Source organism: Mucispirillum schaedleri ASF457, from assembly GCF_000487995.2.
Taxonomy (GTDB): Bacteria; Chrysiogenota; Deferribacteres; order Deferribacterales; family Mucispirillaceae; genus Mucispirillum; species Mucispirillum schaedleri.
Genome location: NZ_CP097562.1, coordinates 555,001 through 579,648 on the forward strand (window position 1 = coordinate 555,001; position 24,648 = coordinate 579,648).

Sequence of the window (24,648 nt, forward strand, 5' to 3'; positions counted from 1 at the left end):
AATACATACACAGTTACTTATAGGCATTTTCTTCCCTGTCGAAAGAACTTTACGACCCGAAGGCCTTCGTCATTCACGCGGCGTCGCTGCGTCACTCTTACGAGCATTGCGCAAAATTCCCCACTGCTGCCTCCCGTAGGAGTCTGGGCCGTGTCTCAGTCCCAGTGTGGCCGGCCACCCTCTCAGGCCGGCTACCCATCGTCGCCTTGGTAGGCCATTACCCTACCAACTAGCTAATGGGACGCGAGTCCATCTTTCAGCGTCAGGTCTCCCCAACTTTTCCTATATAAACATGCACTTATATAACTCATCCGGCATTAGCTCACCTTTCGGTAAGTTGTTCCAGTCTAAAAGGCAGGTCACTCACGTGTTACTCACCCGTGCGCCGGTTTAATCATCCCCGAAGAGACTTTCTCCCTGACTTGCATGTGTTAAGCACGCCGCCAGCGTTCGTTCTGAGCCAGGATCAAACTCTCCATACAAATTATTGTATTCCAAAAAAATTCTTACCTAACTAATTACTTAAGCTGTCTATCACAATTTAACCTATTCTATTGTCAATACATAATCCCTTAAATATAAACAGGGTCACATAACCTAATACTTTTTTTCATTATTGTCAAGAACTTTTTTAAATAAGTTACTCAAAACTTTATATAAAAATTCTTAAAACAATATTAAAGCCACATCTTTCTATATTAAACCAAGAATATCAGCAGCTTCTGTATCAAGGGAAAGTATATATAACAAAACTTTTTTATATTGTCAATATATTTTTTTACATCATTTTAAAATTTTTGGATGACATATAAAAAGCCTTGATTATAATATAATAAAATGGTAAAAATATACTTCTATAATTTTACCTTTGTTATTGTTTTAAGGAGAATATATAATGACAAATTACAAAAATACTCTTAATTTACCTAAGACAGAGTTTCCTATGAAAGCAAACCTTGCTGAACAGGAACCTAAAAGACTGCAAAAATGGGAAGAAAATAATGTATATGATAAAATACAGCACTCAAGAAATGGATGTCCTGAATACATTCTGCATGATGGTCCTCCTTATGCTAATGGTAGTATTCATATTGGAACAGCTTTAAATAAAATATTAAAAGACTTCATCATAAAAATCAAAACTGGACAGGGTTTTAAATCACCTTATGTTCCCGGTTGGGACTGCCATGGTCTGCCAATTGAGCTAAAAGTTGACCAAGAGTTAGGTGAAAAGAAAAAAGATATGACTGTTGCACAAATCCGTAAAGTATGCAGAAACTATGCAGGCAAATATATTGATATACAGAGAACTGATTTTAAAAGGCTTGGTATTTTTGGTGTATGGGATAAACCATATATCACTATGGATTTTGAATATGAAGCAACAACTCTTGCTGAACTTTATAAATGTTATAAAAAAGGCGAAGTATATAAAGGGTCTAAGCCTGTTTACTGGTGCCATTCATGTGTTACTGCCCTTGCAGAAGCAGAAGTTGAGTATGCTGACCACACATCTACATCTGTTTTTGTAAAATTTCCACTTGATGATAATGCAAAAAATAAGCTTGGTATCAGCGGTGAAATATCTGCTGTTATATGGACCACTACCCCATGGACTCTGCCTGCCAATGTGGCAATAGCTGTAAACAGAGATTATGAATATTCCATTATTAAGATAAATGAAACAGAAAACAGTAACTTATCAACAGGTGAATATATTATAGCTGCAAAAGAAATGCTTGAAAATTTAGCGGAAACATTCAAAATCGCAGGATATGATGAAGTAAAAACAGTTAAAGGTTCAGAGCTTGAATATCTTAATGCACGCCACCCATTTTATGAAAGAAACTCTGTGATAGTTTTAGCTGACTATGTTACTCTTGACGCTGGCACTGGTCTTGTCCATACTGCACCAGGACATGGACAGGACGACTATGAAACAGGACTTCGTTATAATTTAGATATATTATCTCCAGTTGATGATAATGGTATATTAAGAAATGTTGGTATATTTGACGGAATGAATATTAATAAAGCTAATAAAGAAATAGTTGCATATATGCAGAAACATGGCTCACTGCTTGCTCAAAATGATATATCTCACTCATATCCACACTGCTGGAGATGTAAAAAACCTGTTATTTTCCGTGCAACTCCACAATGGTTTATTTCTATGAGTGAAAACAGCCTAAGAGAACGCACTCTTGATGCTGTAAAAAATAAAGTCAAATGGATACCTTCATGGGGACAGAACAGGATTCAATCTATGATTGAAAACCGCCCTGACTGGTGTATTTCCCGTCAAAGATTATGGGGTGTACCTATTGCATTTATTACATGCCATGACTGCGGTGAAATAATATTTAATGATGAAATAGAAAAGACAACAGTAGAAGCATTTGAAAAAGAAGGTGCTGATGCATGGTTTGAACATGATGAAGCATTTTTCTTAAATGGTATAACAAAATGTCATAAATGTGGCTCTACACATCTTAAAAAAGAAAAAGATATTCTTGATGTATGGTTTGATTCAGGAACAAGCCATGCAGCAGTATGCGAAAAACGCCCAGAACTTGGCAAACGAGCTAATATGTATTTAGAAGGAAGCGACCAGCATAGAGGCTGGTTCCAAAGCTCTATTTTAGAAAGTATGGCAACAAGAGGTGTGCCACCATTTGATGAAGTATTAACTCATGGGTTTGTTGTAGACGGCAATGGAAGAAAAATGTCTAAATCCCTTGGCAACACTATTGCTCCAATGGATATTATTAATAAATACGGCACAGAAATATTAAGGCTGTGGGTTGCCGCAGAAGATTATACTGAAGATGTGCGTATTTCTGAAGATATAATTAAACGCATTACTGAAAGCTATAGAAAAATCCGTAATACTGCAAGATACATATTAGGCAACTTAAATGATTTTGACCCTGATAAAGATATGCTTGAATATGATAAACTTATGGAGCTTGATAAAAACATATTAGGCAGATGGCAGCTTGTGAAAGCAAAAATATATGAATCATATAATATATACCAGTTCCATGGCTTTTATCATGGGTTTTTAAACTTCTGTATTAATGATTTATCATCATTTTATTTAGATATAATCAAAGACAGAGCTTATTCGTCTAAAAATCATTCTTATGAAAGACGCTCTGCACAAACTGCCATGTTTACTTTAATCAAAGAAACAGCTGTTGTAATTAATCCAGTTTTAAGTTTTACTGCTGATGAAATATGGGAATATCTGCCAAAATGGAATGATAAAAAAGAATTTGTATTTGAAGAATTTTTCCCAAAAGTAGAAGATTATAAAATTGACTATAAGTGGGGAATTATAACTAATGTTCGCAAAGAAGTTAATAAAGCATTAGAAATTGCCCGTGCTGATAAAGTCATAGGTCATCCGCTTGATGCAGAAGTTATCATTTCTGTTAGTGAAGATATGGCAAAACATTTAACAGTAGATGAAGGTCTTGAAAGAATGTTTATTGTTTCAAAAGCTGTAGTTGTTACTGGAAATATTGAAAATGCTTATGTGTCAGAAGACGGGCAGATAAAAGTATTAGTGCAGCCATGCAGTGCACCAAAATGTGCCAGATGCTGGACTCATTCTGATACTGTTGGTAAAGATGAAACTCATATAGAAGTATGCCAAAGATGTGCGGAGGCTTTAAAATAGATGAGTTTTAATGCTAAACTTAAAAATATATGGCAAGAAATTGTTAATAAAAAAAAATATCTGCTGTTTTTTACTCTGCTTCCATTAGCAGCAGATATTATAACAAAAAATATTATTAAATCAACAATGGAGCTTTACAGTGCAGTGCCTGTAATTGATGGGTTTTTTAACATAGTATATGTTTTAAATCCGGGAGCTGCTTTCAGCTTTCTTCATGATATGAATGAAAACTACAGGCAGTTATTTTTTGTAACTGTAACAATAATTGCAATATTCATAATACTTTATATTTTTGCATTAGAAAAATCAAAGGCAGGTAATACAGGATTTGCTCTTATTTTAAGCGGTGCAGCAGGCAATTTAATTGACAGGATATATATGGGAAAAGTTGTAGATTTTCTTGACTTTTACTATTCATCATACCATTTTCCAGCATTTAATTTGGCAGACAGCTGTATTACTATTGGGGTATCATTAATTATTATAGATATGCTTTTTATTAATAAAAAGAAATGGGAAAAATAAAATGCAAAATACACAAAATGAATTCATAATATATAAAGAAATTCAAAAAAACACTATGCTTAAATGGCTTTTTGATAGTAAAATTAAGCATACTACAGAAGATGAGTTTTTTAAAGAATGGCAGGAATATGTAAAAAATGAGAATATGGAAAGGGTATATCTATTAGAACCTTTAGAAGCTAAAAGCGTAAAAAACCTGCATTGGAGAGATAGGCTGACAATGGCACAATTCATATTCCTTCATCCTGTATATTTTTCTTATGAATATTATGAGTTTATTTTGCAATTTATTCACGATAAAAAATATTTAAATATCCTGCTTTATCTTTTGTGTATAAGTAAAAAAAACCAATTAGAAGAAGTAAAAAAGTTATTTTTGCTTTTAGCGGATAAGGGTGCAAATTTAAATACTTTATTTTATTATAAAATGTCATACGACCACAAATTTGAACCACTTGTTTTTAATCTCGTTTCTGATTATGAATATCGAGACAAAAAGCAAAAGCCTAAGCAGCTTGAGGTTTTACGCTTTCTTTTAGAAATTGGAGCTGACCCTAATATAAAAAATATTGAAGGAATGAATTTATTACACTATGCAGTAGATACTGATAGTAGTTTTGCACAAGTAGTCATAGAGAGCGGTAAGATAAAAGACATCAATGAAAGGGTTGATAAATACAGAACAGACATGTATCGTGATGAAACAGCATTACATATTGCGGTTTTTGATAAACAATTAAGCACTGTAAAAGCACTCATTAATGCAGGAGCTGATGTTAATGCTATCAATAAGTGGGGAAAAACGCCACTAGAAATGAGTGAAAGCCAAAGCATAAGCAAAATCATTCAAAAAGCAGGTGGAAAAACTCTTGTAGAGCTTTTAGAAAGCGAAGAAAAAGCAAAAAATTGTAAAAATTCTATATGGGAAGAAAGTGAAAAAATAGGTAAAAACAAAAGAAAAAACGAAATCATATTTCAACAAAATGCAATCTACTATGATACAATCCATAATGAACCTCTTTGGAAGATTTTTATAGAAGTAAGCGACGAATATCTTGAAAAATTAAGTCCAATTTATTATATCTATACCAAGAAAGATTTAGAAAAACTAAAAAGCGGTGATAAATACAAGCCAAACAAAAGAGATGAGTTAAAGGCTTTAGTAAAAGATGAAAGTATAAATTTAAAAGATATTGATATAAGTCTAATTACAGATATGAGTTTTGTTTTTTCTGATAGTGAAAGGAAAGATTTTAGCGGAATAGAAGATTGGGATATGAGTAAAGTTACTAATACAAACTATATGTTTTACAATGCTAAAAACTTTAACCATCCATTAAACAAGTGGGATATGAGTAATGTTAGCAGTATGAAAGGTATGTTTTACGAAGCCCAGTCTTTTAACCAACCCCTAGATAAATGGGATACAAGCAATGTTACAAATATGAGTAAAATGTTTCATAAAGCTTTATCATTTAACAAGCCTATAGAAAACTGGGATGTATCCAATGTTAGAGATATGGGCGGTATGTTTGGTGAAACAGATGTATTTAACCAGCCATTAAATAAATGGGATACAAGCAATGTTACAAATATGAGTAAAATGTTTCATAAAGCTTTATCATTTAACGAGCCTATAGAAAACTGGGATGTATCCAATGTTAGAGATATGGGCGGTATGTTTGGTGAAACAGATGTATTTAACCAGCCATTAAATAAATGGGATACAAGCAATGTTACAAATATGAGTGAAATGTTTTATAAGGCTAAAAAATTTAATCAGCCTTTAGAAAACTGGAATGTATCCAATGTTAGAAATATGTATGGTATGTTTTATGAAACTTTATCATTTAATCAACCATTAGCTAAATGGGATATAAAAAGTGTTGAAAATATGAAATTTATGTTTTCTTATGCTAAATCATTTAATCAAAATCTTGATACTTGGGATCTCTCTAAAGTGAAAAATAAAGAATTTATTGCTGATAGAAAAAAAGTAAAGCTTAACATTCCTATTCCTACAAAACAAAGCAGTGCAAATGAAAAGCTTTTAAAAGCAATTCTTCGTTCAAATGTGGATAACTTCCATAAAGCAATTAAAGCGGGAGCAAATATTAATGAACCTATTGAAGTGATAGAAGATTATGACGACTGTGAAGAATATGAGGGATGCAGTTTTCTAGCTGTAGCACTTGATAAGGCACTTTATCATCTCACTTACTTTAATCATGGCAAAAGAGGGAAATTTAATAAAGAAAAATATGAAAAAAAATATGCAAAAGCTTTTGAGATTTTAAATACTTTAAAATCTATAAATCCTGATGAGAGTGGTATAGAATGTAGTGCAGCTGATAGACTAGACTCTATCATAGAAACAAGAGAGATGGAGCTTTATGATGACCCTGCCGCATATGGGTATGCAGATTTTGAAGATAAAATGAGTAAAGATGAATGGTTAGCATGTGACCCTGTAAAAGAATATTTGGAAAGTTTTGAGTTTTAATGCAGAGTTACCCAAATAAGCCATATAATCAATACAGCAAGAGAATTGAGCCTGTTTCCATGTCATACTGAAAGTGATAAGGCGAAGTATCTAAAAGAGAAGATAATTTAAATATATTATACATTACTGCAACAATATATAATTTAGATTTTTCGCATGTAAAATCAGGCTCAAAATGACTTATATGAAAAAATTTTAGAGTAAGTCCAGATATAATATAAAAAATAATTATATGTTTTATAAAAACTTAAATAACTGCTTCAATTATCACAATAGTTTTTAGATTTTACAATTAAAGTAATACTGTCTAATCTGTTATTGCAATTTATATTATAATAATATAAGATATTTCTGATTTATTTTTAAATATTTATAGAGGGTAAAAAATGCTAAATAAACCAAATTACGCCTTATTAAGCGTATCAGACAAAACAGGTATTGTAGAATTTGCTCGTGGCTTACATGACCTTGGTATTAAATTGCTATCTACTGGCGGCACTGCAAAAGCTATTAAAGAAGCTGGTATACCAGTTACAGAGGTTTCTGAATTTACTGGCTCACCAGAAATTTTTGATGGCAGAGTAAAAACACTTCACCCAAAAGTTCATGGTGGCATATTAAATATTAGAGATAATGATGCTCATCAAAAAACAGCAAAAGAAATGGATATTAAAAATATTGATATTGTAGCTGTAAACCTCTACCCTTTTGAAAAAGTAGCAGGAAATCCATCATCTACATTAGAAGAAATTATTGAAAATATAGATATAGGTGGTCCTGCAATGGTAAGAAGTGCAGCAAAAAACCATGCTTATGTTACAATTGTAGTTCACCCTCACGATTATAAAAAGATATTACAGGAAATTAAAGAGCAAGGCTCTACATCTATTGAAACAAGGCGTGTTTTAGCTGCAAAGGCATACAGCCACACTGCATTATATGATACTGTAATTTCAAACTATTTAGGCAGAAAATTTCAGCTTAGATTTAGAGAAGAATTTACTGTTGGCGGTAGACTTATACAAACTATGAGATATGGTGAAAACCCACACCAAGACTCTGCATTTTATAAAGAACCTTTAATGAGCGAAACTGGTGTATGCTATGCCCAGCAGCAACATGGTAAAGAGCTTTCATTTAATAATATAGTAGATTTAAACTCTGCAGAAGAATTATTAAAAGAATTTAAACGCCCTGCATGTGTTATTATCAAACATAACAACCCTTGCGGTGTTGCTGAAGCTGATACATTAAGCGAAGCATACGATAAAGCTCTTGCATGCGATCCTGTTAGTGCTTTTGGTGGTATTTTTGGTTTAAACAGAGAAGTTGATGAAGATGTAGCTAAAAAAATAGCAGAAATATTCGTTGAAGTAGCAGCTGCGCCATCTTTTAGTGAAAAAGCTGTAGAGATACTTTCTAAAAAACCAAGTATCCGTATTATGATTATGGAAGAAATTGACGGCAGAAGTTCAGAATATGATGTAAAAAAAGTTACAGGAGGCTATCTTCTGCAGGATAGAGATTTACATTCATTTGATGATTTTAAATCACTGCCATGCCCTACTAAACGCAAACCAACTGATGAAGAATTACAGTCATTAGAATTTGCATGGAAAGTTGCAAAACATGTTAAATCTAATGCTATTGTATATGTTAAAGGAAGTGCTGCTATTGGTGTTGGTGCTGGTCAAATGAGCCGTATAGATTCTACAAAAATTGCATATATGAAAGCTGAGCAGGCTTTTGGTAAAGATGCAGTGAAAGGTGCTGTTATGTCAAGCGATGCATTCTTCCCATTTAGAGATAATATAGATGCAGCTGCAGCTTATGGAATAACTGCTATTGTTTCCCCTGGCGGCTCTGTAAGAGATGAAGAAGTTATTCAGGCAGCAAACGAGCATAATATTGCAATGATTTTTACAGGCATACGCCATTTCAGACATTAATATGACAGGTGTAAAAAAATGAAAATACTTGTAATTGGTTCAGGTGGCAGAGAACATGCAATAGTGTGGAAATTAAGCCAGGACGACAGAGTAGAAAAAATATATGCAGCACCCGGAAACGGTGGAACTGCATGCGAAAATAAATGCGAAAATGTAAACATAAAAATTAATGACTTTAATGCATTAATTAAGTTTGTTAAAGAAAACCATATTGATTTAACAGTTGTTGGACCAGAAGACCCTTTATCAAACGGTATTGTAGATGCTTTTGAAAAAGACGGGCTTTTAATATTTGGACCTAATAAAGCAGCCGCACAAATGGAAGCTTCAAAAGCTTTTGCAAAAGATGTAATGAAAAATGCAGGTATTGCAACTGCTGACTATAAAGAATTTACAAACTATGATGAGGCTGCAGCTTATGTTAATAAAAAAGGTGCTCCAATTGTTGTAAAGGCAGACGGACTGGCAGCTGGTAAAGGTGTAACTGTTGCTGCAACAATAGAAGAAGCACTGAATGCCTTAAAAGAAATATTTGTAGATAAAATATTTGGTGCGGAAAATAATGTTGTTGTAATAGAAGATTATATGGATGGCGAAGAAGCTACATACCTTGCTTTTACAGATGGAAAAAATATTATTCCCCTTTCTGTAAGTCAAGACCATAAAAGAGTTTATGATGATGATAAAGGTCCAAATACAGGTGGTATGGGAGCATATACACCCGCTCCAATTTGCGACAACAAAAAAATGGAGCATGTAACTAATAAAATAGCTTATCCAATGATTAAAGAGCTTGAAAGGCGTGGCATTATATATAAAGGTGTAATCTATGCAGGTCTTATGATTAATGGTGACAGTATAAAAGTTGTTGAATTTAACTGCAGATTTGGTGACCCTGAATGTCAGGTAGTGCTTTCCCGTATTGAAAGTGGCTTTGTAGATGCTCTCACTGCTTCTGCTAAAGGCAGCCTTGATGGTGTAAAAGTTATAAATAAAGATATGACTGCTGCATGTGTTATATTAATTTCAGGCGGCTATCCTAAAGATTATAAATCAGGGTATGAAATATCCGGTATAGCTGATGCTGATAAAATAGAAAATATAAAAGTTTTTCATGCAGGGACAAAAGCAGATAATGACAGGATTTTAACAAGCGGCGGCAGAGTGCTCTGCGTTACTGCTATCAGCAAAGATTTAAAATCAACTATTGATAAGGCTTATGAAGGTGTTGCAAAAATATCTTTTAAAGATATGGCTTTTAGGAAAGATATTGGTAAAAAAGGACTAAATAAATAGGAGAATATCATGGCAAAAGTTGGATTAATAATGGGTAGTAAATCTGATTTTGATATTGTAAAAGAAAGTATTGATACATTAAAGTTTTTTGGTGTGGAATGTGATGTAATAGTTTCATCTGCTCACAGAACACCAGAGCAAACTATAGAATGGACAAAATCAGCAAAAGCAAAAGGAATATCTGTTATTATTGCTTTTGCAGGTGCAGCAGCTCATTTAGCTGGTGTAGTTGCTTCAAAAACTAACCTGCCAGTTGTTGCAGTGCCTATTGCTTCCACAACTTTAGGGGGGTTAGACAGTCTGCTTTCTTCTGTGCAGATGCCCGGTGGAATACCTGTTGCTACTATGGCAATAGGCAAAGCTGGTGCTAAAAATGCAGCTATTTATGCCTGCCAGATTATTGCATTACATGATACATTGCTTTATGAAAAATTAGAGCTTTATAGAAAAGAAATGGCTGATAAAATAGCAAAAGATAATGAAACTCTTAAATCTTTAATTGATTAATGTTAGTTTTAAAAGAAAATATTGATAATCTGGCAGAAGTGTTTAATATCTCTGCCAGAGAAAACATACCTTTAATTTTCCCAACTGATACAATATATGGTATTGGTGCTTCTATATCTAGTATATTAGCAAATCAAGAAATATATAAAATAAAAAAAAGACCAGAACATAAACCTTTTCCAATACTTGCAGGCAGTTTTGAACAGGCAGAATTAATTGCTGATTTTAAAAGCTTAAACAGCACTAATTACAAATTTATATGCGAAAATTATAATAAATATATAACTTTTATTATTAAAGCAAATGAAAGCCTGCCAGATATTTTTAAAAAAGATAATAAAGTGGCTGTCCGAATACCAAATAAAAAGATATTATGCAAATCACTATTACTGCATGGGTTTCCAGTAAGTGCAACAAGTGTAAATGAAAGCGGGCAGAATTTTTTAAACAATATTTCATATATTATTAGAGATTTTGATAAAATAAAATTATTTATTGAAGGCTGCACTATACAAAATATCAGTTCATCAATATACGATATAAGTGGTGAAAATATAGTAAAAATAAGATAATTGTGCAGCTATTGTTGTTTTTTAAAACAATAAAACATTATTTATAAATTAATCTTTTAAAATATTAAATCTTGTAAGATTATGAGACATATGTTACAAAAATAAGTATAAAAAATACCTCTTAGTATATAGTATAAAATTAAGCAAAAAACTAAACTAAACTAAGAGGTATCACAATGAATAAAGTGATAATAACAGAAGAAATGCGATTTCGTCAACGGTTATGTGAGTATGCATTAAAAAAAGGAGCAACGAAAGCAGCCCGCAAATATCAAGTGAACCGTATGTTTGTATACAGGCATTTAAAGAAATATGATGGAACAGTTCAGAGTTTATCTTTTAAAAGTCGTAGACCAAGAAACAGTCCAAATAAGCATAGTAAAGAAGAGCTTGATTTAATATTTAACACATATGCCGAGCATGGTTTGTATGGTAATGCGGAGGTATATGTCAGACTTCTAGAAATTGGTTATAATCGTAGTTTTGGCAGTATGTGTATGCAGATAAGGAAGAAAGGCTTAAAGTCATTAAACAAGTCAAAAAAGAGCTATACAAGATATGAACCAATAACAGGTCAGTATATAGGCGACAAGGTTCAGATAGATATAAAATATGTTCCACAGGAATGTATAATGTTTTCCAGCTATGGTAAAAAATATTATCAGATAACAGCGATAGATGAATACAGCAGAATGAGAGTATTAGAAATAGTAGAAGAAAAAAGCACATTTGAAACAGGTAAGTTTTTAGACGAACTGGAAAGTAAATTTGGCTTTCCACTAAAAACAATTCAAGTGGATAATGGCTATGAGTTTGTAAATGATAAGGAAGTTACAAACAAGAAAAGCTATTTTGAAGAGACAGCTGAAAAGAAAGGATATACTATTAAACGAATAAGACCTTATTCACCTTGGCAGAATGGAAAGGTGGAAAGAAGTCATAGAGAGGATGGAAAAATTTTATATGCAAATAATAAATTCTATTCCAAAGATGAATTAATTAAGGCTCTTAAACAGCATGAAGATAGATATAATAATACTGCTAAAACATGCTTAAATTTTAAATCTCCATATGAGATTGTTATTGAAAATAAATTATTGCTTGATTTATATTAAGTTAAGATTTATTTTTTACTAAAAGTGTAACATTTGTCCTGTTAGTTAAGAAATTAATCTTTTAAAATATTAAATCTATGATTGACATATATTATGAAAAAGAGTATATATAATTAATGTGTAATATACTAAAGGAAAAGGAGATTGATTATGAAAAAAGTTATCTTACTGACTATGGCTGCTCTTTTTGCATTTGCTGCTCTTGCTTATGCTCAAACAGTTCCAGCTGACAAACTTCAAATTAAACTTAATGAAGCTTGGAATGTTAAACCACAAACTCAAAAAGGTGTTCTCTATAACCATGAGCCACACATTAAAGCATTAAACAATAAATGCGATTCTTGTCACAGTTCACCACAAGGTGCTACAAAAATACAAGTACAAGGTGAAATTAAAGGTGCTAATGCTAACAACGGAGCACACAAATTCTGCTGGACTTGCCATGATAACACACCAAAACCTAATAAAACTCCTGGCAAAACTTGTACAAAATGTCATACACTGCCTAAATAAGTGATTTTAAATTAATTTTTTAATATAAAACCTGCTTTAATGAGCAGGTTTTTTTATGATTATCAATATTATACTATCATATAAAAAGGTATTTAATAAAATATTTATTCAGCATATATATAATGTCTTAATAAATTTGCAATTTGTATTAAATTATTATAACCCCCTATACAGCAGAAATTAATTTTTATACTACTGTAAGAAAATATATCTTGTATTTTTATTCTTTTTTGTTAGATAATTCTCTATATTTCAAGCTCAATATTGACACACTGTTTTCACACTATAAGTCATTTTGAGCCTGATTTTAAAGGAGAAAAATCTAAATTATTCTTTTATTACAGCAGTGCATAATATATTAAATTATATTATTTTTAGATACTTTGCCTTTTAGGCTCAGGACGAACCGTCTGAAAGTAAGCAAACTAATAACCATCCTATAAAATTATTTAATTATAAATAGGCTGATGATATATTTTATGAGAACTTAAAAATATTATTAATACATAACTATCACATTTTTAGAAGTTGCCAGTTTATAAGTCAGAATAAAAATGTAAGAGTATAAGACATATGTTACAAAAATAAGTACAAAAAAATACCTCTTAGTATATAGTATAAAATTAAGCAAAAAACTAAACTAAACTAAGAGGTATCACAATGAATAAAGTGATAATAACAGAAGAAATGCGATTTCGTCAACGGTTATGTGAGTATGCATTAAAAAAAGGAGCAACGAAAGCAGCCCGCAAATATCAAGTGAACCGAATGTTTGTATACAGGCATTTAAAGAAATATGATGGAACAGTTCAGAGTTTATCTTTTAAAAGTCGTAGACCAAGAAACAGTCCAAATAAGCATAGTAAGGAAGAGCTTGATTTAATATTTAACACATATGCCGAGCATGGTTTGTATGGTAATGCGGAGGTATATGTCAGACTTCTAGAAATTGGTTATAATCGTAGTTTTGGCAGTATGTGTATGCAGATAAGGAAGAAAGGCTTAAAGTCATTAAACAAGTCAAAAAAGAGCTATACAAGATATGAACCAATAACAGGTCAGTATATAGGCGACAAGGTTCAGATAGATATAAAATATGTTCCACAGGAATGTATAATGTTTTCCAGCTATGGTAAAAAATATTATCAGATAACAGCGATAGATGAATACAGCAGAATGAGAGTATTAGAAATAGTAGAAGAAAAAAGCACATTTGAAACAGGTAAGTTTTTAGACGAACTGGAAAGTAAATTTGGCTTTCCACTAAAAACAATTCAAGTGGATAATGGCTATGAGTTTGTAAATGATAAGGAAGTTACAAACAAGAAAAGCTATTTTGAAGAGACAGCTGAAAAGAAAGGATATACTATTAAACGAATAAGACCTTATTCACCTTGGCAGAATGGAAAGGTGGAAAGAAGTCATAGAGAGGATGGAAAAATTTTATATGCAAATAATAAATTCTATTCCAAAGATGAATTAATTAAGGCTCTTAAAAAGCATGAAGATAGATATAATAATACTGCTAAAACATGCTTAAATTTTAAATCTCCATATGAGATTGTTATTGAAAATAAATTATTGCTTGATTTATATTAAATTAAGATTTATTTTTTATTAAAAATGTAACATTTGTCCTGTTAGTTAAGAGCCAGTTTATAAGTCAGAATAAAAATTTGTTTACATAATCAATAAAATTATGATAGTATTATAGCTTAATCATAAATAAACTGGAGTTTTTAATGAATAACTGGATGACTTATGCTGCATTTATACTATACTTTTTAATACTAATATTTATGGGTATTCATTTTTATTTTAAATCCCGTAAACTAGAAGACTATTTATTAGGCGGCAGAGGTATGGGCAGCTGGGTAACAGCACTTTCTGCACAAGCAAGTGATATGAGTGGATGGCTTTTAATGGGACTTCCCGGAGCAATTTATCTTGCTGGTATGAACCAAATATGGATAGCTGTCGGACTTATTATTGGAACATTCTTAAACTGGATTTTTGTTGCTGCAAGGCTTAGACTTTATACTGGTGAAACTGGCTCAATGACATTATCATCTTTCCTTGGCAAAAGGTTTAATGACCCTACAAATTCTTTAAGGCTTATATCTTCAGTTATTACATTATTATTTTTTACTGTTTATGCTGCTTCTGGTCTTGTTAGTGCAGGTAAACTGTTTGAATCTATGTTTAATATAGATTATACAACAGCAGTAGTGCTTGGTATGGCTGTAATGATATTTTATACACTTTTAGGTGGATTTTTAGCAGTATGCTGGACAGATTTATTTCAAGCACTGCTTATGGTGTTTGCAATAGTAGTTCTTCCTTTTATTGCATACAACAGCATTGACCCAGATACAATGACAAAAGCATTTGCTGCAAAAGATGGCACATTTAATCCTATCCCACAAGGAGCAGCCATTGCAGTAATATTATCTATCATTTCAAGTGCTGCATGGGGGCTTGGATATTTTGGACAGCCGCATATACTTGTTAGATTTATGAGTGTAAAAAATATTAAACTTCTTCCACGCTCTATAACTATCGCTATGGTTTGGGTTTTCATTTCACTTACGGGTGCTGTTATTATTGGTCTTTTAGGAATACCTTTATACAAAGAGCTGCCAACTGGTGATGAAGAAAAAGTGCTTATTTATATGATAAGAGATTTTGTGTCTCCTTATTTTATTGGTGTGCTTCTAGCTGCAATTTTAGCAGCAATTATGTCTACTATTTCATCTCAGATGCTTGTATGCTCATCAACATTAACAGAAGATATTTATGCTAATGTTATTAAGCCAAAAGCAAGCAGTAAAGAGCTTTTGTTTGTAAGCAGGATATTTGTACTTATAATATCAATTATTGCACTTATTCTTTCTTTTGATAAGTCAAGCAATATATTCCAGCTTGTAACATTTGCATGGGGAGGATTTGGTGCAGCATTTGGACCAGTTGTGCTTATGGCTCTTTATTCAAGAAAAGCAACATGGTATTCTGCTCTTGCTGGCATGGTTGTAGGAACAATAGTTATGCTTACATGGTATTTTACTGGATTAAATAAATATATGTATGAAATTGTGCCGAGTTTTTTAGCAAATATTGTTGTAATGTTTATAATCAATTATTTTAAACCAAATACTAATAAAGATATAGATGATGAATATAATAGAGTTCAACAGTATTTAAAAGATGGATATACTCCACCAAATAAAGATGGTGAAGCTGACTGCTGCAATTAAAGAAACAAATTTTTAAGATGCCTAGACTTACCAAAAAAAATTATACAAAGCTATATAAGCAGGCAGGCAAATCAAGTTTAAATTATATCTTTACTTGCAGCAAATATTGTAAGATAATTTAAGCTAAATTAGGTTTTATATAAAGCGTGATGTATAAGCGAAGTATCTTAAAAATAAATACTCTAAATATGTTATACTCTATTGCAATATGAATAATTTAGATTTTTCGCCTGTAAAATCAGGCTCAAAATGACTGCTGTATAAAATTTTTAGATAACTCTAAACTGTTACCTTTTAAATACCCATTACACTTGATACATTTTATCTTTGGTGAAATTAATAATAAGTGTATATGGTTATAACCATTATTCTTTTTAAATATCTATTATACTTTTCTTGACATTTATTATAGATTATTTTTCTTCTATGTTTAGATGTAAAGATTATTTGATACAAGCATAGCCATTTGCTCTATGTGATAAACTATATTACATAAAAAAGGCGGTATAATTACCGCCTTAATAATGTTTATATCAAACCATATATTATTCATTTGATGTAATGCCAAAATACATTGGACCACTTGTCATTTTTTTTGCAGCAGCAACAATATCTGCTTTTGTAACTTTATCTATACCATTTTCATAATTTAAATGATAATCTTTAAAATCAAGCACATAAGCATAACCTATATTTTGAGCAAGAGAAGAAACATTTTCTTCTTCAAAAATATTTTTACTTTTCAGCCTGTTTTTTGCTTTTTCTATACGGCTTTCTTCTATATTGCCAGAAGCAATGTTATTTATAATCTCCATAGCTTCATTTCTAAATTTTTCACCATTGCCGCGAGGCACAACAGCCATTGCTCCAAAAAGACCATTATAGTGATTAAAAAGCCCGATGTCTGTAACATAAATTGCTGTGTTATTTTTATTTTTTATAATCTCATTTAAAAGAGAATATTCACCACCTGAAAGCACTTCTGCAAAAACTTCTTCTGCATATACTGTATTTATATCTTGAGCTCCTGTAGGAAAAGAAAATACAGCATAATCTACATTTACATCTGCTTTAAAATTTTTATCTATTGATTTTGTAAATGTAACTTTATTTTCTCCCTGATATAGCTTACCAGCAGGCACATCTCTTGTCTGGTTAAAATATTTTGCAGCTAAATCAAGAGCCTGTTTCTTTTCAATATCACCAACAATAACTAATGTCATATTCTGCGGATGATAAAAGCTGTTATAATAATCAACTATTTCCTGCCTTGTAAAAGCACTTACAGTTTCAGAAGAGCCAATTACCTGCCTTGCATAAGGTGTTCCTTCAAATAACGATGCCTGTAAATCCTGCCACATTTTATAAGATGGGTCATCATACTTTCTATTAATTTCCTGTAATACAACTGGCTTTTCCCTGTCTATCTCTGACTGCAAAAGAAGTGCATTAAATACCATATCACTTACTACTTCATAAGCTGCTTCTGCTTCATCTGCAGGTATTGTTACATAATAATTAGTAACATCAAGGCTTGTAAAAGCATTATTATATCCACCCTTAGCATCAAGATATTCATCTATTTCACCAGATTTGAATTTTTTAGTGCCATTAAAAAGCATATGCTCTAAAAAGTGAGATATACCTGACAACTTGTCGTTTTCATTAACAGAACCTGTTTTTATCCAGCATTGAACAGATACAACTTTAACACCCGGCACCTTTTCATATAATACAGTCAAGCCATTATCAAGTTTTGTTTCAATAGGTGCACTCATTACATTCTCCGAAAAAATAAATATTAAAAAAAGAGCGGTTGTTATCACCGCTCTATATCTATTATTAAAACATTTCATTAAATTACTCTTTTATATGATTAGTCCGCATCTGGACGAGGTTTTAATGCTACTTCAATAACAAATTCCTGCTCACCAACTTTAAATTTAACACCAATACATACAACATTACTTGGCCTGTTAATAGTGTGGTTTTTACCAGTGATAACATTAGGAATACCTATGTTATATTTATAACCCTGCTCAGCAAACACCCTTTTAGAACCGCCAGCAATCATATTAACAAACTCACCAATTGCATCTACAACATCTTTGCTCATATTTTTTTTAGGCTCACCAAGAAAACCAGACACAATGTCTAATGCAAGCTTTTCAGGAAAGCTCACCACAACAAATCCTGACATTTTACCAGCTATGCCAATAACTCCAGAAATATCGTATGCCATTTTATCATCTTGTTTAATATATACTTCGCCTTTTTTGGCTTCAATACCCGCCATTGTAGAAAGAACATTCAATGTTGCGGTAATGAAAGGGTTAATCATTTCAGCTTTCATCACAATCTCCTAATAATTATCTTTGCATTAATAAATCAATATATAATATTACATTAAATATGTCTACAAAAAAACATATTTTTTTTTATTTTTTTTAGACTATATCAAATCATATATTTTATCCAGTGCTTCTGGAAGCTTATCAATATGCTTTGTGCCAGCTTGAGCCATATCAGCTTTACCGCCGCCAGAGCCACCTGCTGCTGCTGCAATTTCTTTAACTATAGCTCCAGCATTATATTTATCTGTTAAATCTTTTGACACACCGCATATAATTACTGCCTTATCTTCATCAGTCTCTGCACCAATTACAATAATACAGCTGCCTAATTTATCCCTGCCTGCATCAATCACTTCTCTCATTAAAGGGATATTAGACTTTTCAAATAATATTCGTGCAACTTTTATTCCATTAATTTCTTTCACATTTTTAAATATAGTATCTGTAATTTTTGGAACAATACGCTCCCCTGCTGCTTTTACTCTCTTTTCAAGTGCTTTATTGTTTTTAAGTATATCAGCAACTCTTTCGGCTGCTTCTGCAGGCTGACATTTTAAAACAGTAAGCACTTGTTTCATACTTTTATCCATGTCTGAAAGATATTTAAATGCCTTATGGCTTGTAACAGCTTCTATTCGTCTCACACCTTGTGCAACGCTTGATTCTGAAAGTATTTTAAAAAGTCCAATTACACCAGTTCTATCCACATGGCAGCCGCCGCAAAGCTCTTTTGAATAGTTTGCAATCTGCACAACACGCACTTCTTCTCCATATTTTTCTCCAAATAGTGCAGTTGCTCCTTCCTGCATAGCATCTTCAAGTGTTTCTATTCTTTTATGAACTGGATAGTTAGCTGTAACAGCTCTATTTACTTCCATCTCAATTTCATCTATCTGCTCAATTGTTAAAGCCTGATAATGAGTAAAGTCAAAACGCAGTCTTTCATCATTAACAAGAGAGCCTGCCTGCCTTGCATGGTCTCCAATGATTTTTTGCAAAGCTTTATGTAAAAGGTGTGTGGCAGTATGATTATATTCTGTATACTGTCTAATAGTTTCATCAACTTCAACTTTTACATTATCCTGCTCTTTAAAAAAGCCTTTTAATACTTTACCCCTGTGGATAATCATATCGTTTAATTTTAAAGTGTTTTCTATTTTAAAAAGACTGCCTTCACTGCCAGAAATTATGCCTTTATCCCCTGCCTGACCACCGCCTTCTGGATAGCTTGTAGTAACATCAAGGATAATGTCAACATTATCCCCGTCCTGCACTTCATATACTCTTTTATCATTTGATACCATAGCTAGAATTTTACCGCTTGCAATAAGCCCTGCATAGCCGCCAAATTCTGTAACAATATGACCACTTAATTCCTTTAAAGCATCAGAAGTGCCGCATGCAGCAATACCAAGTGATGATGCTTTTGCACGCACCTGCTGCTGTTCCATCATTTTATCAAAGCCTGCCATATCAAGAGAGTAGCCTGCATCTGCTACTATATCTTCAAGTAAGTCTACAGGAAATCCATAAGTATCATAAAGTTTAAAAATATCTTCTCCGTCAATAATTTTTGATGATTTATATTTTTCAAGCAGTTCTTCTTCAATAATTTTCATACCTGTTGCAAGAGTTTTTCCAAAACTTTTTTCTTCTGTTTCAACAGTTTTTGTGATAAATGATTTTTTATCTGTAAGCTCAACATAATGGTCTTTCATAAAATCTACCACATACCCGCATACATTATAGAAAAATTCATGCTCTAAACCAAGCATTTTACCATGACGCATAGCCCTTCTCATAATTTTTCTTAATGTATACCCTCTTTTTTCATTAGAAGGCAGAACACCATCACCAATTAAAAATGTTGTGCTTCTTGAATGGTCTGCTATAACTCTCAAAGATATATCTGTCTGCTCGTCTTTGCCATATTCTACACCAGCAAGGCGTGCAGTATAATCTATAATAGGTCTGATTAAATCAGTTTCATAGTTGCTTTGCTTATTCTGCATTATAGCTGCAATTCTTTCTAAACCCATGCCAGTATCTATAGATGGTTTTGGAAGTGGAGAAAGATTACCTTTTTCATCTCTGTTAAACTGCATAAATACTAAATTCCAAAGCTCTAAATGCCTGTCACAGTCGCAGTCTGGGTTACAGTCTGGTCTTCCGCAGCCAACACTTTCCCCTTGGTCTATAAATATTTCAGAACATGGACCACATGGACCAGTATCGCCCATCTGCCAAAAGTTATCTTTTGCACCTTTTCTGTAAATTTTATCAGATGAAAGCCCTGCAACTTCCTGCCATAAATTAAATGCTTCATCATCATCCTGATATACTGTTACAAATAATTTTTCTACAGGCAGTTCTAATTCTTTTGTTAAAAATGTCCATGCAAAATTAATTGCATCTCTTTTAAAATAATCACCAAAAGAAAAGTTGCCAAGCATTTCAAAAAATGTATGATGCCGTGCAGTTCTACCCACATTTTCCAAGTCATTATGTTTACCACCTGCTCGCACTACTTTCTGGCATGATGCAGCTCTTTTATAGTTTCTTGTTTCCTTGCCAAGAAAAATATCTTTAAACTGGTTCATACCTGCATTTGCAAAAAGCAGTGTTGGGTCATCATGTGGCACAAGACTTGATGATAAAACAACTGTATGGCTGTTATCTGCAAAATACTTTAAAAATGCAGCTCTTATCTGGCTGCCTGTCATCTTTTTCATATATAGTCTCCATAATTATCATAACATAATTATATATCATTAAACAGCGATTAGTATTTTATTATATTTTTATATAAATGTGTAGCATAATTTACAGAAAATGCAAGTAAAAGATACTGCTGTATAAATATTTGACAGTATCTCAATAAAATTGCAGTATTTGTATTAATAAGATTATACTTATTTCTTACAATTAATATTTTGAACTTTTTAAAACACTATATGTTTTTAGATATTTCGCTTAAAAGCTCAGTATTGACATACAGTTTTCACATTATATGTCAAATACTTATCACATAAAAGAATACTAAACTATAAGTTTATATAATTCTACTGTAAATCGGTTGATTTATTATTATAATTAAGATGTAATATATCATAATCAAAATATAAATGGAGATTAAAATATGAAAAAAAGTTTAGGAAGTATTTTAACAGAATTACGGAAACAAAACAATATGACACAAGCTGATTTAGCAGAAAAAATGTGTGTTACAGATAAAGCTGTTTCAAAATGGGAGAGAGATATTTCATGCCCTAATATAGAAACAATACAAAAACTTGCTGATTTTTTTAACATACCTGTAAATGAATTATTAAGTGCAAAAAGCAGCAGTAAAAAAAATAATATAATAACCCTTATATTTAATGCTGTTGCACTTGCAATGGGAATATCTGTATTAGTATTAATGATAATGGATAGTATAGATATTAAAAATGCTGTAATAATGCTTGCAGCTGGGTTGGGAGCATTAAGCATTAATCTTTTAAAAAGTAAATAAGGCGTGCATTTTTGCACGCCTTATTATTTATATAAAATTGTGTAATTTTATACTTATGCTTTTGGAGCACCTTTTAAAACTTCACTTGTCATATCATTTTCAGGATATTTTTTGAAGTTTTCAATAAATTTAGATGCTAACTCTTTAAGAGCTGCATTATATTCTGCTTGGTCTTTCCAGCCTTTAGATGGGTCTAATATTTCTGGATTAACACCCGGAATTGCATTAGGAATACCAAATCCAAATACTGGACAATCATGGAAACCACCTTTATCAACTTCACCATCTAATATAGCATTAACAATAGCCCTTGTATCTTTAATAGAGAAACGCTGACCAACACCATATTTACCACCAAAAAGACCAGTGTTAACAAGATAAGCATTAACACCATTAGCTTTCATTTTTTCAGCTAAAATTTTAGCATAGAAGAATGGGTGGAATACCATAAAAGGCTCGCCAAAGCATGTAGAGAAAGTAGCTGTTGGCTCTTTAACACCTTTTTCAGTGCCTGCAACTTTTGCAGTATAACCAGAAACGAAGTGATACATAGCCTGATTTAAGTTAAGTTTTGCAACTGGTGGAAGAACACCAAATGCATCATAAGTTAAGAAAATAATATTTTTTGGCTGTCCGCCTTTATTATCTGGAGAAATTCTTGGCATTTGAGAAAGTGGATAAGAAGAACGAGTATTTTCAGTTAATTTATCACTGTCTAAATCAACTTCTCTAGTAATTGTATCATAAACAACATTTTCTAATATTGTGCCGTAAGAATGAGTAGTTCTGTAAATATCTGGCTCCATTTCTTTAGAAAGTTTAATAACTTTCGCATAACAGCCGCCTTCTATATTGAATACACCTTTGTCATTCCAGCCGTGTTCATCATCACCAATAAGAACGCGTTTAGGGTCAGAAGAAAGTGTAGTTTTACCAGTGCCTGAAAGACCAAAGAAAATAGCAGTATCGCCTTTTTCACCAATGTTTGCAGAGCAGTGCATACTCATAATTCCTTGTTTTGGCAGATAGTAGTTCATAACAGTAAATACTGATTTTTTAAGCTCACCAGCATACTGAGTGCCGCCTATTAAAACTACTTTTTTAGCAAAGTTTAACATAATAACTGTGCTTGAACGAGTGCCGTGTTTTGCTGTATCTGCTTGGAAATTAGGAAGATATATAACTGTAAAATCAGCTTGAAAACCTTGTAATTTAGCTAAATCTTTTTCGCATATAAACATATTGCGTGCAAACATATTATGCCATGCAAATTCGCCAATAACACGAACTTTTAAACGGCATGATTCATCTGCACCAGCATATAGTTCTTGAACAAATAACTCTTTGCCATCGCAAAAAGCCATCATATCATTATAAAGAGTGTTAAACTGTGCTTCGTTTGCTTCTTTAGCAGCTGAAGAATCCCAGTTTACATCTTTTTCAGAAGTAGCTTCTCTAACAACATATTTATCTTGAGCAGAACGCCCTGTATGTGCACCAGTTTCAAAAACCATTGCACCGCCTTTTACCACATGACCTTCACCGCGTTTGATAGCCTCTTCATAAAGAGCTTCTGTCGGCATATTTAAATAGATTGCTTTTGGATTATTAATCCCATAGGATTTTAAGTAGTCTGTTGAAGCATTGTAGCTGCTCATAGTGTCATCCTCCAATATAGTGACTGAATTTATATTTATAAACAGTCCTAATTTCATTATAAAAAGTAGTATAGTATATTATTGAAATAAGGTCAACAATATTAAGTAAAAAAAGAAAAATTTTTCTTAAATAACAAGACAAAATTACAAAAACAAGAATTACTAATAAATTAAGCTAAACTAAGCTGGACTTACCCAAAATTTTTGAAATACAGTCCGCACTGTTACTGTTTATTTTTTGGTGTTACACTAAACATTCTTTTATATTCTCTTGTAAACTGGCTTATGCTTTCATACCCTACTTTAAAAGCTGCTTCAGAAACAGTAGCATTTTCATACTTAATAATGCGAGAAGCTTCCAAAAGCCTTAAAGACTTCTGATACTGTATAGGGCTTAATGTTGTAACCATTTTAAAATGGCGGTGAAATGTAGCTGGCGACATATTTACCATTTCTGCTAAATCATTTATGCTGTAATGATTATTATAATTTTCTTTTAAATAATTAATAATTTTTAATATTTTATTATTCTGGCTTGAAGTAATTGCAAAAGAAATAAGTTTTTCCCTTAATTCAGTTTTCAGTAGAAAATAATACATTTCTTTAAGCATAAGCGGCGATAATACTTTTATATCATTATATGACTTATTCAATAAATCAGCAAGCCTTATAAAGCTGTCAATAATATCATTACCAGCTTCTATTTTGCCAAGGCTTGAATATGCATGGGTCATAGATGATATATCCACATTATCAAGTGAATATATAACTTCTGTCATAAGCTGCATATTAACTGCAAATACCATAGCAATATAAGGAATTTCCTTAGATGCTTTTAATACATAGCTGGAGCATGGCATTGGAGTGCCTTGAAATACTATCTGACCTTGTTTATAATCTATTATTTCACTGCCTGCAGAATATCTTTTTTCTCCCTGAACAGAAAAGATTAATAAAGGCTGCTGTAAACATACTTCTGACTGAAATGGAGCATCACGCTTCACAATCAAAAGACCATCAATATTTGTAGTATAAGACTTAGATTCAGGCATTAATGGAAGCAGTTTATCTAATAATTTATATTTATTTTTTTCAAAGTAGCTGTTCAATGTATCCTCGTTTTATTATTATTTAGTATATATTATTTATTATGAAAGTCCACCCATTAATAGAATTATGCAAAAAAATAACAGTATTGTATCT

At 32.0% G+C, this 24,648-nt stretch carries 17 protein-coding genes and 1 rRNA gene (1 of these 18 only partly in view); 12 read left to right on the forward strand and 6 right to left on the reverse strand.

Going from position 1 to position 24,648, the window contains the following annotated elements:
* Positions 1–482, reverse strand: a 16S ribosomal RNA gene (locus N508_RS02680); it reaches 1,067 nt to the left of the window's first position.
* A 413-nt stretch (positions 483–895) separates the two neighbouring features.
* On the opposite strand from N508_RS02680, the gene ileS reads away from it, so the two are divergent.
* The 11 genes from ileS (at position 896) to putP (ending at position 15,919) form a co-directional block, all read left to right on the forward strand.
* Positions 896–3,685, forward strand: a complete 2,790-nt coding sequence (ileS, locus tag N508_RS02685) for an isoleucine--tRNA ligase (RefSeq protein WP_023274855.1) — start codon at positions 896–898, stop codon at positions 3,683–3,685.
* The gene (gene lspA, locus N508_RS02690) at positions 3,686–4,210 is read left to right on the forward strand and encodes a signal peptidase II (RefSeq protein WP_023274856.1); all 525 of its coding nucleotides are present in this window, start codon (positions 3,686–3,688) and stop codon (positions 4,208–4,210) included.
* A 1-nt stretch (position 4,211) separates the two neighbouring features.
* Positions 4,212–6,713 (forward strand): BspA family leucine-rich repeat surface protein, encoded by a 2,502-nt coding sequence (locus N508_RS02695; protein ID WP_076653963.1) that lies wholly within the window; start codon positions 4,212–4,214, stop codon positions 6,711–6,713.
* A 386-nt stretch (positions 6,714–7,099) separates the two neighbouring features.
* On the forward strand, positions 7,100–8,662 hold the full coding sequence (gene purH / locus N508_RS02700; RefSeq protein WP_023274858.1) for a bifunctional phosphoribosylaminoimidazolecarboxamide formyltransferase/IMP cyclohydrolase: 1,563 nt from the start codon (positions 7,100–7,102) through the stop codon (positions 8,660–8,662).
* An 18-nt stretch (positions 8,663–8,680) separates the two neighbouring features.
* A complete protein-coding gene (gene purD, locus N508_RS02705) occupies positions 8,681–9,958 on the forward strand; it encodes a phosphoribosylamine--glycine ligase (protein WP_023274859.1) in 1,278 nt (425 codons plus the stop codon).
* A 6-nt stretch (positions 9,959–9,964) separates the two neighbouring features.
* Complete coding sequence (gene purE, locus N508_RS02710; RefSeq protein WP_347342709.1) at positions 9,965–10,465, forward strand: 5-(carboxyamino)imidazole ribonucleotide mutase; 501 nt, start codon at positions 9,965–9,967, stop codon at positions 10,463–10,465.
* The gene (locus tag N508_RS02715) at positions 10,465–11,037 is read left to right on the forward strand and encodes an L-threonylcarbamoyladenylate synthase (RefSeq protein ID WP_023274861.1); all 573 of its coding nucleotides are present in this window, start codon (positions 10,465–10,467) and stop codon (positions 11,035–11,037) included. Before purE ends, N508_RS02715 begins: the two co-directional genes overlap by 1 nt.
* A gap of 176 nt (positions 11,038–11,213) precedes the next feature.
* Positions 11,214–12,152 (forward strand): DDE-type integrase/transposase/recombinase, encoded by a 939-nt coding sequence (locus tag N508_RS02720; protein ID WP_023274862.1) that lies wholly within the window; start codon positions 11,214–11,216, stop codon positions 12,150–12,152.
* Positions 12,153–12,302: 150 nt separating this feature from the next.
* Positions 12,303–12,665 carry a cytochrome c3 family protein gene (locus N508_RS02725; protein ID WP_023274863.1) on the forward strand — a complete coding sequence of 121 codons (363 nt, stop codon included), beginning with the start codon at positions 12,303–12,305 and terminating at the stop codon, positions 12,663–12,665.
* 660 nt (positions 12,666–13,325) lie between these two features.
* Positions 13,326–14,264, forward strand: coding sequence for a DDE-type integrase/transposase/recombinase (locus N508_RS02730; protein WP_023274864.1), 939 nt, complete (start codon positions 13,326–13,328; stop codon positions 14,262–14,264).
* Between the two features lie 143 nt (positions 14,265–14,407).
* Complete coding sequence (gene putP, locus N508_RS02735; RefSeq protein WP_023274865.1) at positions 14,408–15,919, forward strand: sodium/proline symporter PutP; 1,512 nt, start codon at positions 14,408–14,410, stop codon at positions 15,917–15,919.
* A gap of 545 nt (positions 15,920–16,464) precedes the next feature.
* Here the strand turns inward: putP and N508_RS02740 are convergent.
* From N508_RS02740 to alaS, 3 genes are all read right to left on the reverse strand, one after another.
* Positions 16,465–17,697: a M16 family metallopeptidase gene (locus N508_RS02740; RefSeq protein ID WP_023274866.1), complete on the reverse strand. Its 1,233-nt coding sequence runs from the start codon at positions 17,695–17,697 to the stop codon at positions 16,465–16,467.
* A 98-nt stretch (positions 17,698–17,795) separates the two neighbouring features.
* Complete coding sequence (locus N508_RS02745; RefSeq protein ID WP_023274867.1) at positions 17,796–18,272, reverse strand: chemotaxis protein CheX; 477 nt, start codon at positions 18,270–18,272, stop codon at positions 17,796–17,798.
* A gap of 99 nt (positions 18,273–18,371) precedes the next feature.
* Positions 18,372–20,996, reverse strand: a complete 2,625-nt coding sequence (alaS, locus tag N508_RS02750) for an alanine--tRNA ligase (protein WP_040636557.1) — start codon at positions 20,994–20,996, stop codon at positions 18,372–18,374.
* A 416-nt stretch (positions 20,997–21,412) separates the two neighbouring features.
* Here alaS and N508_RS02755 point away from each other — a divergent pair, with 416 nt between their 5' ends.
* On the forward strand, positions 21,413–21,787 hold the full coding sequence (locus tag N508_RS02755; protein WP_023274869.1) for a helix-turn-helix domain-containing protein: 375 nt from the start codon (positions 21,413–21,415) through the stop codon (positions 21,785–21,787).
* Between the two features lie 53 nt (positions 21,788–21,840).
* Here the strand turns inward: N508_RS02755 and pckA are convergent, their stop codons facing one another.
* Both pckA and N508_RS02765 read right to left on the reverse strand, forming a co-directional pair.
* Positions 21,841–23,445: a phosphoenolpyruvate carboxykinase (ATP) gene (pckA, locus tag N508_RS02760; RefSeq protein WP_023274870.1), complete on the reverse strand. Its 1,605-nt coding sequence runs from the start codon at positions 23,443–23,445 to the stop codon at positions 21,841–21,843.
* Positions 23,446–23,669: 224 nt separating this feature from the next.
* Positions 23,670–24,554, reverse strand: coding sequence for an AraC family transcriptional regulator (locus N508_RS02765; RefSeq protein WP_023274871.1), 885 nt, complete (start codon positions 24,552–24,554; stop codon positions 23,670–23,672).
* Positions 24,555–24,648 lie beyond the last annotated feature (94 nt).

What these genes read in the sequence shown, in the direction of transcription:
- ileS (WP_023274855.1), top strand. Translation starts at nt 896, where the DNA reads ATGACAAATTACAAAAATACTCTTAATTTACCTAAGACAGAGTTTCCT.
- lspA (WP_023274856.1), top strand. Translation starts at nt 3,686, where the DNA reads ATGAGTTTTAATGCTAAACTTAAAAATATATGGCAAGAAATTGTTAAT.
- N508_RS02695 (WP_076653963.1), top strand. Translation starts at nt 4,212, where the DNA reads ATGCAAAATACACAAAATGAATTCATAATATATAAAGAAATTCAAAAA.
- purH (WP_023274858.1), top strand. Translation starts at nt 7,100, where the DNA reads ATGCTAAATAAACCAAATTACGCCTTATTAAGCGTATCAGACAAAACA.
- purD (WP_023274859.1), top strand. Translation starts at nt 8,681, where the DNA reads ATGAAAATACTTGTAATTGGTTCAGGTGGCAGAGAACATGCAATAGTG.
- N508_RS02715 (WP_023274861.1), top strand. Translation starts at nt 10,465, where the DNA reads ATGTTAGTTTTAAAAGAAAATATTGATAATCTGGCAGAAGTGTTTAAT.
- N508_RS02720 (WP_023274862.1), top strand. Translation starts at nt 11,214, where the DNA reads ATGAATAAAGTGATAATAACAGAAGAAATGCGATTTCGTCAACGGTTA.
- N508_RS02725 (WP_023274863.1), top strand. Translation starts at nt 12,303, where the DNA reads ATGAAAAAAGTTATCTTACTGACTATGGCTGCTCTTTTTGCATTTGCT.
- N508_RS02730 (WP_023274864.1), top strand. Translation starts at nt 13,326, where the DNA reads ATGAATAAAGTGATAATAACAGAAGAAATGCGATTTCGTCAACGGTTA.
- putP (WP_023274865.1), top strand. Translation starts at nt 14,408, where the DNA reads ATGAATAACTGGATGACTTATGCTGCATTTATACTATACTTTTTAATA.
- N508_RS02740 (WP_023274866.1), bottom strand. Translation starts at nt 17,697, where the DNA reads ATGAGTGCACCTATTGAAACAAAACTTGATAATGGCTTGACTGTATTA.
- N508_RS02745 (WP_023274867.1), bottom strand. Translation starts at nt 18,272, where the DNA reads ATGAAAGCTGAAATGATTAACCCTTTCATTACCGCAACATTGAATGTT.
- alaS (WP_040636557.1), bottom strand. Translation starts at nt 20,996, where the DNA reads ATGACAGGCAGCCAGATAAGAGCTGCATTTTTAAAGTATTTTGCAGAT.
- N508_RS02755 (WP_023274869.1), top strand. Translation starts at nt 21,413, where the DNA reads ATGAAAAAAAGTTTAGGAAGTATTTTAACAGAATTACGGAAACAAAAC.
- pckA (WP_023274870.1), bottom strand. Translation starts at nt 23,445, where the DNA reads ATGAGCAGCTACAATGCTTCAACAGACTACTTAAAATCCTATGGGATT.